This window comes from Bacteroidales bacterium, from assembly GCA_021157585.1.
Lineage (GTDB): Bacteria > Bacteroidota > Bacteroidia > Bacteroidales > UBA12170 > UBA12170.
Genome location: JAGGWH010000070.1, coordinates 11,883 through 28,030, shown reverse-complemented (window position 1 = coordinate 28,030; position 16,148 = coordinate 11,883). Strand labels below are relative to the sequence as shown.

General features: G+C 32.8%; 8 protein-coding genes. 3 read left to right on the top strand and 5 right to left on the bottom strand.

The window, feature by feature from the left end; genetic code table 11:
- Positions 1-7: 7 nt before the first annotated feature.
- From xseB to tsaD, 4 genes are all read right to left on the bottom strand, one after another.
- Positions 8-202, bottom strand: coding sequence for an exodeoxyribonuclease VII small subunit (gene xseB / locus J7K39_04585; protein ID MCD6179158.1), 195 nt, complete (start codon positions 200-202; stop codon positions 8-10).
- Positions 180-1,592, bottom strand: a complete 1,413-nt coding sequence (xseA, locus tag J7K39_04580) for an exodeoxyribonuclease VII large subunit (protein MCD6179157.1) — start codon at positions 1,590-1,592, stop codon at positions 180-182. Before xseA ends, xseB begins: the two co-directional genes overlap by 23 nt.
- 451 nt (positions 1,593-2,043) lie before the next feature.
- Positions 2,044-2,499 carry a low molecular weight phosphotyrosine protein phosphatase gene (locus J7K39_04575; GenBank protein ID MCD6179156.1) on the bottom strand — a complete coding sequence of 152 codons (456 nt, stop codon included), beginning with the start codon at positions 2,497-2,499 and terminating at the stop codon, positions 2,044-2,046.
- A gap of 6 nt (positions 2,500-2,505) precedes the next feature.
- Positions 2,506-3,528 carry a tRNA (adenosine(37)-N6)-threonylcarbamoyltransferase complex transferase subunit TsaD gene (gene tsaD, locus J7K39_04570; GenBank protein MCD6179155.1) on the bottom strand — a complete coding sequence of 341 codons (1,023 nt, stop codon included), beginning with the start codon at positions 3,526-3,528 and terminating at the stop codon, positions 2,506-2,508.
- An 80-nt stretch (positions 3,529-3,608) separates the two neighbouring features.
- Between tsaD and J7K39_04565 the strand changes: the two genes are divergently transcribed.
- The 3 genes from J7K39_04565 to J7K39_04555 all read left to right on the top strand — a co-directional run bounded on the left by J7K39_04565 (position 3,609) and on the right by J7K39_04555 (position 14,627).
- Positions 3,609-8,126 carry a translocation/assembly module TamB gene (locus J7K39_04565; GenBank protein ID MCD6179154.1) on the top strand — a complete coding sequence of 1,506 codons (4,518 nt, stop codon included), beginning with the start codon at positions 3,609-3,611 and terminating at the stop codon, positions 8,124-8,126.
- Positions 8,127-8,214: 88 nt separating this feature from the next.
- Positions 8,215-11,451 carry a UvrD-helicase domain-containing protein gene (locus J7K39_04560; protein MCD6179153.1) on the top strand — a complete coding sequence of 1,079 codons (3,237 nt, stop codon included), beginning with the start codon at positions 8,215-8,217 and terminating at the stop codon, positions 11,449-11,451.
- A 206-nt stretch (positions 11,452-11,657) separates the two neighbouring features.
- The gene (locus J7K39_04555) at positions 11,658-14,627 is read left to right on the top strand and encodes a GH92 family glycosyl hydrolase (GenBank protein MCD6179152.1); all 2,970 of its coding nucleotides are present in this window, start codon (positions 11,658-11,660) and stop codon (positions 14,625-14,627) included.
- 39 nt (positions 14,628-14,666) lie between these two features.
- Here the strand turns inward: J7K39_04555 and J7K39_04550 are convergent, their stop codons facing one another.
- Entirely contained in the window at positions 14,667-16,043 is a 1,377-nt protein-coding gene (locus tag J7K39_04550) for a sugar MFS transporter (GenBank protein MCD6179151.1), read from the bottom strand.
- Positions 16,044-16,148 lie beyond the last annotated feature (105 nt).

Here is a 16,148-nt window from a genome sequence, read left to right as displayed (position 1 = left end):
GATAAATTTATTCTATTTCTCCTAATATGGTGTTGATGTCATCTTCGGTAGAGCGTAATTTTTCTTTGCAAAATTTTAGCAAAGTGGAAGCACGTTTAACTTTTATTGATAAGTCGTCTATACTAATTTCCTCATTCTCAATTTCTTGAATAATGTTTTCAAGCTCTTCTAAGGCAATGCTATAAGTCAGTTTCTTGCTCATTTTCTTCTGTGTTTATTATTTTACTTTCTAAAATACCATCGTATAATTCGGTACTTAAAATATATTTGTCATCAATATTTTTTACGCTACGCAGCAATTTCCCGTTTAATCTTGTAATACTAAATCCTTTTTTTAGAATTTGTTTAGGATTGGCTAAATTAATCAACTGTTCAATTTGTTCAACTGTTAGTGAGTTTGTTTGTAAACTGTTCAGGCTGTGCTGTGTTAAATATTTTGCGTTTTGTTTTGTTTTATTCTTGTTATGCTGCAGAAGCTCTTTACTCTCTTTTATAATATTTTTAAATGTTAGATCTAAATCTTGGTCAATTTGTCGAAGTCTTATATTTAGGTCGTGTTTAAGAATAAGTGTTATTTTCTCCAGTCTGAAGTTTGCTTTTGTAAGTCTTGTTTTAGCTGCATGTTGGTAGTTATAGCCGTTTTGTATCAATTCTTGAGAACTTTCATGCATTTTTTGCTGAGCCGAATAGCTCAAGCTTTTGCTTAAGTCACTAAGCTGTTCCTTATGGTTATCTACTAAATTAAATGCATATTGATTTATAATTTCCGCTATTGAATTTAGTGTGTCTTCAAAATGTCTGTTATGAGTAATAATAAAATCGGCAACGGCAGTAGGCGTTTTTAAATACGTATGTGCAACTTTATCTGCTATGCTGATATCTCTTTCATGGCCTATACCGGTAAAAATAGGGTAGAGGCTTTGAGCAAGTCGGGCAACCAATTGGTATTCGTCAAAACAGCTTAAGTCTAAGGTCGATCCACCACCACGGATAAGAATAATAATATCAAAGTCAATAGAGCTTTCTTCTACTTTCTCCAGTGCTTGTATAATTGACGGCGATGCTTTTTCTCCTTGCATAGTAGCCTGAAAAAGAGTGGTTTGAAAGGTGTAATTATGGGTATTTTCGCTTAGTTGTTTAATAAAATCTTGATATCCGGCAGCGGTTTTTGAGCTGATAATAGCTATTTTTTGAATTGCCTGTGTCAGAACATGTTGTTTGTTAAAATCTATAAGTCCTTCTTCTTCTAATTTCAATAAGGTGGCTTGTTTTTGTCTTTCTATTTCGCCGAGTGAGAAGTTAGGATCGATATCAAGAATATTTAAACTCATCCCAAAAACAGTATGAAAGTCGATAGTAACATTGAGTAAGACTTTCATTCCTTTTTTTAAAGTCTGATTTGTTGTGTGTTCAAATTCCGATAGTATGCGCCGTTTTGCATTAGACCAAAGGTTGGCTCTAATTTTTGCTTGTAAGAAATCGTTTTCCTTCTCTGCAATTTCCAAATAAAGATGTCCATTTTTTGCTTCCGAAATAGAAACTATTTCGGCAATCACCCAATAGCTTCTGTCAAAAGTTGAGCGGATAACCATTTGGAGTTCATCGAGTAGGTCGGATAGTCTGTAAATTGATTCTTCGATAGTTTTATTTTTTTAACAAAAATACAGAATTTACGCTTTGAAAAATCATCAAAATTTATCAAAATATTTGAGCTGATAATTATTTACGGAAACGTTTGCGGAAATGAAATAAATTTTCGTATTTTTGAGCCATATTAAATTTTTTGGTTAAATATGGTTCGTATAAAGGTGTGAGTTTTAAAACTCACACCTTTTACATTTTAGTTCGTTTGTAATTCATTTAATCCTTATACTTCCTTTTTTATCAATATATTCATCATATGTAAATGGAATTGATATAAATTAGTTTAAAACTGGATTTCACTTAAATGAAATAGTAAATTTGGAGTCTATTCTTTTTCAAAAAAAGAAAATACAATGGTTTGTGTGTAAAGGTGTACGAGAGTGCACCTTTATTATATGATTATGAAAGTCGTTTTGCTAAATGTTCGCAAGCAACCTCAATTAAAGTATAGACATTTTCATAGTCTTCTAAATTGCCGTAATAAGGATCGGGAACTACTTTCTGTTGCTTTGGGTATACTTCGTCCATCAAAAGTTTAACTTTTGCTATATCTTTTTTATTTACTGCTTTGGCAATTATATCGGAGTAATTGCTATTATCCATTGCAAAAATCAAGTCGTATGTATTAAAATCGGAAACTGAGAATTGTTGCCCTTTATGTTGCGAAATATCAATATTGTAATTAAGTGCGGTTTGTATTGCTCTGTAGTCGGGCGATTCTCCAATATGGTAGTTTGCCGTTCCGCAGCTATTTACTTCTGCATCCAAGTTGTATTTTTCAATTTTTTGTCGCATAACACCTTCCGCCATTGGAGAGCGACAAATATTTCCTAAGCAAACCATTAAAATTTTCATACTAATTTATTTAAAGATAGAACGAGTATATGGCGTAGCTTTTTGGTCTGTAAACTTGCCTTTTTGATATTTGAATAAACCGCTAATAGCTATCATAGCTGCATTATCTGTTGTAAACTGAAAATCAGGAATATAAGTGTTCCATCCATATTTCTGTTCTCCGTTTTTTATAGCATTTCGTAATCCTGAATTAGCAGAAACGCCACCTGCTATTGCTATTTCTTTTATCCCTTCTTGTTTGGCTGCTTTCACCAATTTTTTCATTAATATTTCAACAATAGAATATTGCATAGAAGCGGCTAAATCGGCTTTATTTTCTTCTATAAAGTTTTCGTTTACTTTTAAGTTATCGCGTAAAAAATATAAAAATGAGGTTTTTATGCCGCTAAAACTATAATCTAAATTTTTAATTTGAGGTATAGGAAAGCTAAAGGCTTTCGGGTTTCCTTCTTTTGATAGCTTATCAATTATCGGACCTCCCGGGTAATCTAAGCCCATAATTTTTGCTGTTTTATCAAATGCTTCTCCGGCAGCATCGTCTATAGTTTCGCCTAATAAGGTCATCTTAAAATGATCTTCAACTCTAACAATCTGAGAATGTCCACCCGAGACTGTTAAGCATAAGAATGGGAATTTGGGAACGGCTTTTCTTTTTCCTTTCGACTGAACAAAATGTGCCAATATATGAGCTTGTAAATGGTCAATTTCTATAAGAGGAATATTTAAACCCATTGCAAAAGCTTTTGCAAAAGAAGTTCCAACCAAAAGAGAACCCATCAATCCCGGACCTCTTGTAAAAGCAATTGCGCTAAGCTGTTTTTTGCTTATATTTGCTTCTTGTAGAGCACGGTGTATAACGGGAACAATATTTTGCTGATGCGATCGAGAAGCGAGTTCGGGAACAACCCCGCCATACTTCATGTGAACATCCTGATTAGCAATAACATTGGCCAGGATGGTATCGTCTTGTAAAATGGCTGCTGAGGTGTCGTCGCAAGAAGATTCTATACCTATTATATACGTACTCATAAATTAAATTTTGCGCAAATTTAAACAATCTATTTTTGGTGGTTAAAAAAATATTTCGAACAATCAGTATAATAGTGGTAGTGATACTTTCAATTGGTATCATTTTTACCGGATTGTTACGTAATATTCATATTCAGACTTATTTGGCCAGAATAACAGCCATACACCTTTCAGAGTATTTAGATACTCGGGTTAAAATAGAAAAGTTGAGTATATCGGCTTTTTTTACTATCAATGCAGAAGATGTTGAAATAAACGATTTGCAGAATAAGCCCCTGATTTATTTTAAGAATCTTTATTTATCAGCAGATATATTCAATGCAATAAAGTCGGATTTGGTTTTAAATAAAGTGGAGGTTGATAGTGCAAGTATTTTTATTAGAAAATATGAAGGAAGAGATGAATTTAATATTGTTGAAGTATTAAATAAATTTAAAAAAATAGATAATCAGGAGTTGGACACCATTTCTAAAGTACAGTCGGATTTATCTTTTAAGATTGATCAGGTTGTTTTGCGTAATAGCCGATTTGCTTATCAAATAGAAGATAAAGTAAGCTCTCTTGAATTTGGGATTGATTATTATGATATGGATGTTCAAAATATCGATATCAGTTTAAAAAATGTATCGATTATTAATGATAGTATTAATGGCTTTATTGAACATCTTAGCGCATTTGAAAAATCGGGATTTCAACTCAACCATTTTGAAGGTGATATTAATATTTACAGTAGAGGAATGGATTTAAAGTATGGATTGCTTGAAACTCCTAACTCTAATTTAGAATTCAATCTTAATTTTTCTTATCCCAATTGGGAATCTTACACTCATTTTATTGATAAAGTCAAGATGAGTGGGGAGCTTTTCTCAGGAGTAGTTAATACTTCTGATATTGCTTTTTTCTCACCTATAATGGAAGGTATGGATAACCCGTTTGAGTTAAAAGGAACTTTTAGCGGACCGGTACGAAATTTAAGGATACGAAATTTATTACTAACAACAGGTAATGAAACAAGGTTTAGGGGGAATGTTCAGATGACCGGTTTACCAAAGATTTACGAAACATTTATCAGTCTGCGTGTTCGCGAATTCTCTACCTCGGTAAACGATATTCAACATTTTAAACTTGCAGGAGGACGTACTGTAAAACAACTTCCAAAAACAGTTAGAAGTTTTGGAATTATTAATGTTAAAGGAAATTTTACGGGATTCTACAACGACTTTGTTTCTAATGCTAATTTTCGTACAAATATCGGACAGCTGACGACAGATATTCAGTTTAGTAATAGTTCTAATAGTAATATTATTAAATATCGAGGCGATTTTAAAGCTCGTCAATTTGATTTAGGAAGGTTTTTAAAACAAGAAGAATATTTTGGAAATCTCGACTTTGATGTTCAGGTAAAAGGCGAAGGCTTGGACTTAGAAACGCTAAATGCTAATGTTGAGGGTGGAATTAGCAGATTTCAATATAAAGGAAGAAAACTGAGTGATATTGCCATTAATGGATTGTTTCAGGAAAGGCAGTTTACAGGCGATATTTCTATAAATGATAAATTAATTAAAGCAGATTTCCAAGGGCATATAAATTTTGATACTTTGGTTCCTGTATTCGATTTTAATCTTAAGCTTGCTGAAACACATCTGGCATTGCTCGGATTGTTACCAATAGATTCTTCGGCAGTTTTAACTTCAGATATTAAACTTAATTTTAGTGGTAATACTTTTGATAATATTCGAGGTGTAATACAATTAGATAGCACTTTGTTTATGTACAAAAAGGAGCAATATTTAATGCAGGCTTTTAAAATCAATACAACTTCCGGTATCGGTAATAAAAGAACAATAGATTTACAATCAGATTTTGTTGATGGCGAAGTATATGGCGAATTTCAACCTAGCGAAATAAGAAATACAATAAATTTATTTCTGAGTAATTACCTTCCTAATCTGTTTTTAGATAAAGAAAACCCTTTGAAAAAGTCGGGAACATATATGAACTGGGATTTTAGGTTTAAAGACTTATCTCAGGTTTTAACTTTATTCTATCCTAAAATACAGATATCGGAAGATGGTAGATGGACGGGTAGCTTTGATGCCAAAGCAAATAAAATAAACTCATTAATAAATTTGCAAGATGCAACGTATTCGGGAGTTAAGATGAAATATTTGCAACTCAATATGAATAGTAATCCTAAAACTTTTAATGCCGATTTATCGTTGAGTAAAATGATTTTTAAAGAAGAACAAGAAAATGATACTTTGGCATTAAGTATAGATAATTTACATTTTCATTCTTTAGCAAAAGATGATAGTATACAGTTTCTGATAAATTGGAAGAATGATTTTGATGCAATTAAAAATAAAGGCAATATCAACGGTTTTGTGAGCTTAAGCCAAACTCCTAATATTAATATTAAATTTAATAAAGCCGATCTAATTATCAACGATACTAATTGGACTATTTATCCTGAAAATCAATTTGTTATTGGTGAGAAACAACTTCTTTTTAAAAAAGCAGGTTTCTTCTCTGGTAGTCAAACGGTTGAATTTACAGGAGCTCTCGATAAGCAAAACGAACAGGCTTTAAAAGTTAGTTTTAATAATTTTGATATTTCAAATTTCGATATCCTGCTTAATTATAAAGGCGTTGATTTGGATGGTTTGCTTGACGGTAATATACAGTTTATTAATATTTTTAAAAATATTGATTTCTTAGCAGATTTGAAAATTAACAATCTAAATGTAAATAAGGAGTTTATTGGCAATGCCAGCATTAGTTCAAAACGTAATCAGGATAAATCTGTTTTTGTAAATGTGGAAATTGCAAAAACACTTGAAAATAATCAGATACAGAAACCTTTGGTATTCGAAGGGTTTTATTTTCCTAATAATTATGATAATTCGCTCGATTTTTCTTTGTTTCTCGATAAGCTGTCGGTACAGGTTTTAAGTCCGTTCTTATATAAATGGGTCGATCATTTTGATGGCAATATCTCTGGAAGTGTTTTTGTAGGAGGAAGTTTAAAAATCCCTGATGTTAAAGGAGAGCTTTATCTTGAGGATGTAAAGTTTAGGATTAAATACTTGAATACAGATTATAAATTAACGGCAAAAGCCGAAATAGATAATTCATTTATCGATTTAAGAGACGTAGATTTCAGAGATCAAAATAATAATAGTGCAGCTATATATGGTGGATTATTCCATAACCATTTAAAAGATTTTGGAGCCGATATTTCTATTTGGCCTCAAGAATTTATGGGTTTAAACACACATGAAGGAATGAACTCATTATATTATGGAAAAGCCTTTGTTAATGGTACGGTTGATATTAAGGGACCCTTTAACGCAGTAGAATTAGATATAAAGCTGGAAGCCACTAAAGGGAGTGAAGTGGTAATACCAATTAATTTAACTGCTGATATATCTGACAATGAGTTTATTACATTTGTAAATCATTCTGAGGATACTCTTTCTAAAAAGAAAGAGAAAAAACAAATAAAAGAACTTTCTAGCTTTAGTTTGAATATGGATTTGGCACTTAATCCTAATGCTCGTGTAGATATTATTTTGCCTGAGGATTTAGGAAATATTGTGGGTGAAGGATATGGAGATTTGAATATGAATTTAAATCGCGCCGGTAATTTCACAATGGCAGGAGACTATAGAGTAAATAAAGGAACTTTCCTATTCACTATAAAAAATGTATACAAAAAACGTTTCGATTTGGTTGATGGAGGAACAATTTCATGGACGGGAGATCCCTATGCCGGAGAGCTAAACATGAAAGCTATTTATCATGTTAAAACCTCGCTTAATACATTGGGTGCTACACAGGATACTAATTTTAGAACACGAGTTCCTGTTGATTGTGTTATAGGATTGAGAGATAAAATTTTAAATCCAAATGTTAAATTTGGTTTTGAGTTTCCAAATTCATCCGAAGAAGTAAGACAATCGGTATTTAGTTTGATTGATACTACTAATGAGGCTGAGATGGCACAACAAATGTTATCTCTTCTAGTTCTTAATAGTTTTAGCTTTGCTTCTGCTACCGGAAATGAAGATTTTGCGTCTAACGTAGGAGGTTCATCCTTGCAGTTGGTTGCTAATCAGCTTGGTAGTTGGTTGTCTCAAATCAGTAACGATTTGGATGTAGGTATTAATTACCGACCCGGAGGAGCTATCACCAATGAGGAAGTTGAGGTTGCTCTTTCTACCCAACTATTTGATGAGCGTGTAACTATAGATGGCAATTTTGGTTATCAGAACACAAATAATATACCCAGTTCCAATGCTAGTAATATTGTTGGAGATATAAATGTAGAGGTGAAAATAACCAAAGATGGGCGTTTCCGTTTAAAAGCGTTTAATCGTACTAATTCTGTAGATTTATACGATAATATTGCACCTTATACTCAAGGGGTGGGTATTTTTTACCGAAAAGAGTTTAACTTTTTCAAAGATCTGTTTTTGAGAAGAAAAAAACAAAAGGAAGAAGAGGTAACAGAAGAAGATATTTCTAGTCAGCGAGATAGTGAAGATGAAGCTGTTGTGGAAGACAATCCTGAATTTATCCGTTTTCAAAAATTGTAAAGAATTGCTATTTGAGAAACTGACTTCATGCGTAAATCTGTATTTTGAAGAGTTAGTATTATCGACTAAAATATATAATTATTAAAAAATGAAAAACTTTGTAGTATATAAATCTTCGGCAGGCTCGGGGAAAACAACAACTCTTGCCATTGAATATCTGAAGCTTAGTTTGACAAAGCCTGTAAATTTTAAACATATTTTGGCTCTCACATTTACCAAAGATGCTGCAAACGAAATGAAAAAGCGTATTCTACATTACCTAATACAGATAATAGAATATCAAAAAGGAAATCAGCTCGATTTTATTTTTAATCCGCTTATTGCTTATCAGAAAAAATTACAAAAAATTGAAGCAGAAGAAGGAAAACAAAGATGTATTGAAGAAATACAAAAGCAAGCAGGCATTTTATTAAAGCTTATTTTACATAGCTATTCCGATTTTGCTATCAGTACCATAGATAGTTTTACCCATCGTGTTATTAAATCGTTTGCTCACGATTTGGGCATTGCTATTAGTTTTGAAGTGGAGCTTGATGCCGATAATCTTTTGAAAACGGCTGTTAATGAATTGATAAGTAGGATAGGTGACGAAAACCCTAAATTGAGCGAAGTTTTACTTGATTTTTCTTTACATAAAATTGGAAACGATAAGTCGAGAAAAGTAGATGACGATTTAAAAGCCTTGGCTAAAAATTTACTCGATGATGTCAAAGAAGAATTCCTTGTCGATTTACGAAAACTTTCTATTGAAGAGCTGTTGCAAATAAAAGATCAGGTTTTTGCCGAAATGAAAATATTTGAGGGTTTTGTGAATAAAGAAGCCCGCAAAGCACAGAAATTGATTAAAAGTAAAGAGTTAGATTGTAAGAGTTTTTATTACAGAAAAGGAAATATCTGTAATTGGTTTTTTAATCTTGCACAATCAAATTTTCCGGAAAAAAACATATTGCCAAATACACACGTTTGGAGCTCAATAGACGATGATAAATGGTGTTCAGGAAAGGCTGATGAGGCAGATAAGGCTAAGATTGAATCCATAAAAAACGAATTAAAAGAGCATTTTCATCTCTTGAACGATTATATAGAAGAGCACGTTAATAATTATTTGATATTCAAACAGATATCTAAAAATATTTATCCTTTAGTTGTTTTAAACGAGATAGAAAAATTGATTTTTCAGCTTAAAACAGAATCTAATGTTTTACATATTTCTGATTTTAATAAGTTAATAGCACAAGCTATCTCGGGCGAACCTGCTCCATTTATTTATGAGCGTATCGGAAATTGGTATCGACATTTTCTCTTAGACGAATTTCAGGATACTTCAGCTTTACAATGGAATAATTTATTGCCACTTGTTGAGAACAGCCTATCAGAAAATAATCTGAATTTATTGGTTGGCGATGGAAAACAATCGATTTATCGTTGGCGTGGAAGTGATGTTAAACAATTTGTACATCTACCCAACTTATTGAATAAATCGGATGAGCTTAGTTTGCAAAGAGAGCGTTTGTTAAAGGAAAATTACGAGGAAAGGAATTTGTTAACTAACTATCGGTCTGATGAGCAAATTGTAGATTTTAATAACGATTTATTTCACTTTATACGTAACTCAAATTGGTTGTCGGACGATACTAAAAAAGTTTATGATGAGATAAATCAAACGGTGGCAAAAGGTAAACAAAATGCAGGTATTGTTGATATTCATTTGTTAGATGAAAAAGACGATGAAATATTGGAAGATACTTTGCTTAAATCTGTAGAAAAAGCATTAGAAGAGGGTTATAGCTATCGCGATATTACTATTTTAGTGCGTAAAAATAATATTGCAACGGCCTATGCCGATTTGTTGATAGATAATGAAATTCCGGTTATCTCTTCCGTTGGATTGAGAGTTTCTTCTTCTGCAAAAGTTAAATTTTTATTGAGTTTCTTTCAATCTGTTTTACAGGAAGAAGAAAATATATATAAGATAGAAATTATACGCTATTTGCTTCAACAGCAAATGTTAGGAGAAAATACTTTAAATAATTTCCATCGGCTTATTTCTGAATTAATGTCTGCCAAAGAAGGCTTCTCGGCAGCTTTTTACAGCTTACTCAATCAGAATAATTATAGTATAGATACGGCTAAACTAAACAGATCAGATGTTTATGAGTTAGCAGAGTATATTATTCGCATTTTTGAGCTTAATATGCCCGATCCTTATTTGCAATTCTTTTTGGATGTTCTACACGATTTTAAACGTTCGCCTTATGTTCAACTTAGCGATTTTATGCTGTGGTGGACAGAGCATGAAAAAGATATTTTTATTGAACTGCCAAATGGATTAGATGCCGTCACCATTCAAACCGTTTTTAAAGCTAAAGGCTTACAATATCCGGTAGTAATTTTTCCTATTACAGATAAAAGTATCAGAACAAAGGCCGGTGGCGATAGAAGTTGGCTAAATCCGGGAGTTGAAAAAATAGATAAATTAAAATCGTTTCCTTTCTCTTTGAGTTCTTTAAAAGAAACATCACTATCGTTGGCTTATGAAGAAGAGCAAACAAATCAGAAACTCGATAATATTAACCTTTTATATGTGGCTTTAACTCGTGCAAAGCATCGCCTATTTATTTTGGCTAATAAGCATAAAGCCGTGAAAAGTAAAAAAGCAGCAGAAAATATTTATAATAGTTTTAAGCCTTCTGCTATGTTTGACGAATATTTGTCTGATAAAGATGGATTTATGCTGGAAGAAGGATTTTATCGCTTTGGCGAAAATCTTCATTTCCCCGAATCGGAATTAATTAAAGATTCTGATTTTTATTATTTAGAGAAGTTTAATGGTGCGTCTTGGCGTAATTACCTTAATTTATCTAATTCGTCAAAATTTACCGATTTAGAAGAAGAGTATTCGAGTCAGATTTGGGGTGTTTATGTACACGAAGTTATGGCGGATATTCAGAATATTACCGATGTGCCTAAGGCTTTAAATAGAGCTTTATATGCAGGACTTATTAAGCCGGAGGATAAAATAAAGATTGGCGATTATATCAATCAGATTATTAGTCACCCTGTTTTAGGCCAATTTTATAAGCAAAACTTAAAAGTGGTTAATGAAGCCGATATTATTGATTCTTTTGGACAGTTGTATCGTCCTGATCGCCTAGTGTTCTTAAATAATAAAACAGTCGTTATTGATTATAAAACGGGAAAGGCAAGCGAAAAACACAAAAAGCAAATACGTGAATATGCCGAATTATTAGCCTTGATGAATTATCCTGAACCTGAAAGTTATTTAGTTTATTTACAGGAAAATATAGGGCTTGTTAAGGTTTAAAAAAGCAGGTTAAATAGGCTTTCAATTTTCTCTTATCTAAAATGCAACTTTCTTTATTCTGAAAGCTAGCTCATTTTGTAGGGTGGAGCTATATATCTAATTTCTTTTAAATAAATTTATCAATAACTGTATTCTATAGAAATGATTAAAGGCCTAAACTAAACTCCATTTTTTTTACCATCTTTGTTGGTATAAACACCATTATCATGTTAAAACCGCTACAATCTTTTTTATTATTGATTATCGCGCTAAGCATATTTTCTTGCACACGAGAAAAATCAAAAAAAATTACCTCTTATGTTAATCCATTTATTGGAACCGGTGGCCATGGTCACACTTATCCTGGAGCCACTTTACCTTTTGGGATGGTACAGCTGAGTCCGGATACTCGCATTAACAGCTGGGATGGTTGTTCTGGTTACCATTTTTCCGATTCTACTATTTTAGGATTTAGTCATACTCATTTAAGTGGCACCGGTGTTGGTGATTATGGCGATATTAGGCTAATGCCAACGATTGGTAAGCTACAAACCTATCCCGGAAATTCCTCAAGAACAGAGCCGGGTTATCGGTCTGCTTTTTCTCATGCTACTGAAATTGCTTTTCCCGGATTCTATAAAGTGAATCTTGAAGATTATAAAATTGATGTAGAATTAACTTGTACTGAAAGAGTAGGTTTCCATAAATATATTTTTCCAAAAAGCGATTCGGCTCATATTATTATCGACCTGACGGAAGCTGTTGTAACAGAGAAAATTTTGGATATAGAAATTAGTATTGAAAACGACTCTACAATTAGCGGAAAAAGGCAGAGTCAAGGTTGGGCTGCCAATCAATATATTTATTTTGTTGCTCAATTTTCAAAACCTTTCCAATCTTTTGGAATTACAAAATCAGGAAAGTTAATCCCTAATCTTAAAACGGCGAAAGCATTGGATTTAAAAGCTTGGGTTGATTTTAAAACTGAAGAAAATGAAGAAATTTTTGTTAAAGTAGGAATTTCTGCTGTCGATATTGAAGGCGCTCGGAAAAACCTTGAAGCTGAGATTCCTCATTGGAATTTTGAAGAGATAAAGCAAGCTGCTGCTGAGAAATGGGAGCAGGAATTAGCTAAGATAAAAGTTGAAGGACAGAATAAAACGGATAAACATATTTTTTACACTGCATTATATCACAGCTTATTAGCACCAAATATATATTCCGATATAGATGGGAGATATCGTGGCCACGACCAAAAAATACATCAAGCCAATCATAATGTTTATACAGTCTTTTCGCTTTGGGATACTTTTAGAACAGAACATCCACTGTTAAGTATTATCGACCAAAAGCGCACCAACGATATGATTAAAAGTATGCTTTTGATGTATGAACAAGGGGGCTTGTTACCTGTTTGGGAATTGGCAGCTAATGAAACTAATTGTATGATTGGCTATCATGCTGTTCCCGTGATTGCAGATGCCATTCTAAAGAATATTGGTGATTTTGATAAAGAGTTGGCTTTTGAAGCAATGCTAAAGAGTGCAAAAATGGATTTATTCGGACTGAAAAATTATATGGAGCTAGGATATGTTAAAGCCGATGAAGAAAGCGAAAGCGTTTCTAAAACATTAGAATATGCATATGATGATTGGTGTATTTCACAAATTGCCAAATATTTGAATGATAGCCTCAATGAGAATTATTTTAGAGAAAGAGCTCAAAACTATCAAAATGTATTCGATCCTTCAATAGGTTTTATGCGTGCTCGTATTAATGGTGGTTGGCAACAACCATTTTCTCCTACTGAAGTTAACTTTCATTTTACAGAAGCTAATTCTTGGCAATACAGTTTGTTTGTTCCTCAAGATATAAATCGTTTAATAGATTTGTTAGGTGGTGATAATGCCTTTGATAAAAAACTAGATGAATTATTTACTACCAACGAAGAATTATCAGGCCGACATCAATCTGATATTACAGGATTAATAGGACAATATGCACATGGCAATGAACCTAGTCATCATATGGCTTATTTATATAATTTCATTGGAAAACCCGGTAAAACACAAAAGCTCATTCATCAAATTAAAACAGAGTTATATTCCAATAAACCCAATGGATTAAGTGGAAACGAAGATTGTGGTCAGATGTCGGCTTGGTATGTGATGAGTGCGTTGGGCTTTTATCCCGTCACTCCGGCATCTAACACCTATGTTGTTGGAACTCCAACTTTCGAAAAAGCTACACTCAATTTAGAGAATGGAAAAGAATTTATTATTTCTGCTAAAGGAGCTTCCAAGACGAGTTTCTTTATTCAAAAGGCTCAACTCAATGGAGTAAATTATCCAAAATCTTATATCTCGCATAGCGATATAATGCAAGGTGGCGAATTAGATTTTTCGATAAGCAATAATCTCAATTTGGAATGGGGAAGGGTTTTAGAAAACAGACCGTTTCAAGAAATTAAGAAAAATAATATTTGTCCAGCTCCATATATTTTGGCAGCATCATCGACTTTTAGAAAAAGTATGACTATTGAAATGGGGAATTTATATCCAAAGGCAGAAATATATTATTCGCTCGATGGATCAACACCAACAAGAGAGTCTATTAAATATTCAGGCCCATTTAAAATTAATAAATCAAGCCATTTTAAAATTGTTGCTTTTCATCCTAATTTTGGGTTTAGTAAAATTATTGATGCCGATTTTTACAAAGTAGAAGGGAATGCAACTATCTCATTGGTAAATAAATACAGTAAATTATATGCTGCCGGAGGAGACTTTGCACTTATCGATCATATTAGAGGAAATACTAATTTTAAGACAGGTGTCTGGCAAGGATTTTATGGTGTTGATTTAGATGCTGTTCTTGATTTGGGGGAAATCCAAATCGTTAAACAGCTTGAATTGGGCTGTATTCAAGATGCTTATTCTTGGATTTTTATGCCACAAGAAGTACGTTTTTACACATCCTTAAATGGTATTGATTGGAAACTTGCCGGTATAATTCCTAATGATGTTGACGAAAAGCAATACGGCGGTATTATAAAAAAATTCAAAATAAATATAGTTCCATATCAAAAAGTACGTTTTATAAGAGTCTTAGCTAAGAATAGAGGAAACTGTCCGGACTGGCATGTAGGAGCAGGAAATAAAAGTTGGATTTTTGCCGATGAAATAACAATAAAATAATCTAATTCGCAACAGTCTGTAAATTGAACAATTCTAACTTTATTGATTAGCCAAATGTCCTTTCCATCCGTAATATGCTAAATAAACATAGCTAAGCATAGGAACAAAAAATGACAATTGTACGCCAACAACATCAGCAGCAGCTCCTTGAATAGGTGGAATAATAGCACCACCAACAATAAACATAACTAAAATAGAAGAACCCTGACTGGTATAATCGCCAAGTCCTTTAATTGCCAATGTGAAAATATTCGACCACATTATTGAATTAAAAATTCCTATTCCAAGAATGGCCCACATTGCCCATACGCTACTTCCGAAAATACCTATAAGAAGAAGTGCAATTGGAATCATAGCAAAAATTGCTAAAGTTCTTCCGGCTAATGAACGACCAATAATAAAAGCCAAATAATTAAGAAATAAGAATATAAAATACGGTATTATTTGTTCGAAATTAATGTTCGTTTTAAGGTAAACAGCCAGATAAACAATGCTAAATGCTAAAAATGACACTATCAGCATAGAGACTAACTTATTCTTTTTATTCATCTGACTAAGAGAAATAGCCCCCAAAAAACGACCTATCATTGCTCCGCCCCAATAAAATGCTACAAAGGGACTGGCTTGTGCTGTACTTAATCCCGCAATTTTTTCTAATCCCAAAAAACTAATTAAAAAACTTCCGATAGCAACTTCTGCACCTACGTAAAGAAAAATTGCGAGAGCGCCAAACCTCAACTGTCTAAATTTCAGAGCCCCTGCGCCTTTGGTCACAGCTGTTGTATTTACAAATCGAGGAAGTTTAGCTCCTTTTATCATTATAGCCAAAAGCAAAAGCATAGCAGTTAATACCAAATAAGGAATTACAACTGAATCGGCTCCGTTTTCCACATTCTTAAAATATTCGAATATAAAATAACCACCTAAAATAGGACCAATAGTTGTTCCGAAAGAATTGAAACCTTGTGATAAATTTAAACGAGAAGATGCACTCTCCTGCGGACCTAATATGGCTACATAGGGGTTCGCTGCAATTTGTAACATGGCAAAACCAAGTCCCAAAATAAATAGAGCCGTTAAGAAAAAGCCATATATCTGAAAATGTGCTGCCGGATAAAATAATATTGTTCCTAAAGCTGACATCAATAACCCAATGATAATCCCGTTTTTATAACCTATTTTACTAATCGGGTCTCCCGAAAACATTGAAATAAGAAAATATCCAAAACCGCCTATAAAGTAAGCGCCAAAAAATGCAAATTGTATAAGCATTGCTTCCAAATAGCTTAGTTCAAAAACAGCTTTGAGATGAGGAATGAGAATATCGTTTAAAACGGTAATAAATCCCCACATAAAAAAAAGGGACGTCAGTAAAATAAGAGAAGACCGACTTGTTTTTGAACTTGTAGTAGTCATTATATCTTTTTAGTTTTTTGTGCTGACAAAAATAAACATAATAGATGAAGAAATTTTTTACGATGCTTTTTATCGGAAATTATTAATTTTGCCGCAAATATAAAA

Bases quoted from the DNA above. Each gene is read 5' to 3' on its own strand.
- tsaD (MCD6179155.1), bottom strand. From the start codon at position 3,528: ATGAGTACGTATATAATAGGTATAGAATCTTCTTGCGACGACACCTCA.
- J7K39_04550 (MCD6179151.1), bottom strand. From the start codon at position 16,043: ATGACTACTACAAGTTCAAAAACAAGTCGGTCTTCTCTTATTTTACTG.
- xseA (MCD6179157.1), bottom strand. From the start codon at position 1,592: ATGGTTATCCGCTCAACTTTTGACAGAAGCTATTGGGTGATTGCCGAA.
- J7K39_04560 (MCD6179153.1), top strand. From the start codon at position 8,215: ATGAAAAACTTTGTAGTATATAAATCTTCGGCAGGCTCGGGGAAAACA.
- J7K39_04555 (MCD6179152.1), top strand. From the start codon at position 11,658: ATGTTAAAACCGCTACAATCTTTTTTATTATTGATTATCGCGCTAAGC.
- J7K39_04575 (MCD6179156.1), bottom strand. From the start codon at position 2,499: ATGAAAATTTTAATGGTTTGCTTAGGAAATATTTGTCGCTCTCCAATG.
- xseB (MCD6179158.1), bottom strand. From the start codon at position 202: ATGAGCAAGAAACTGACTTATAGCATTGCCTTAGAAGAGCTTGAAAAC.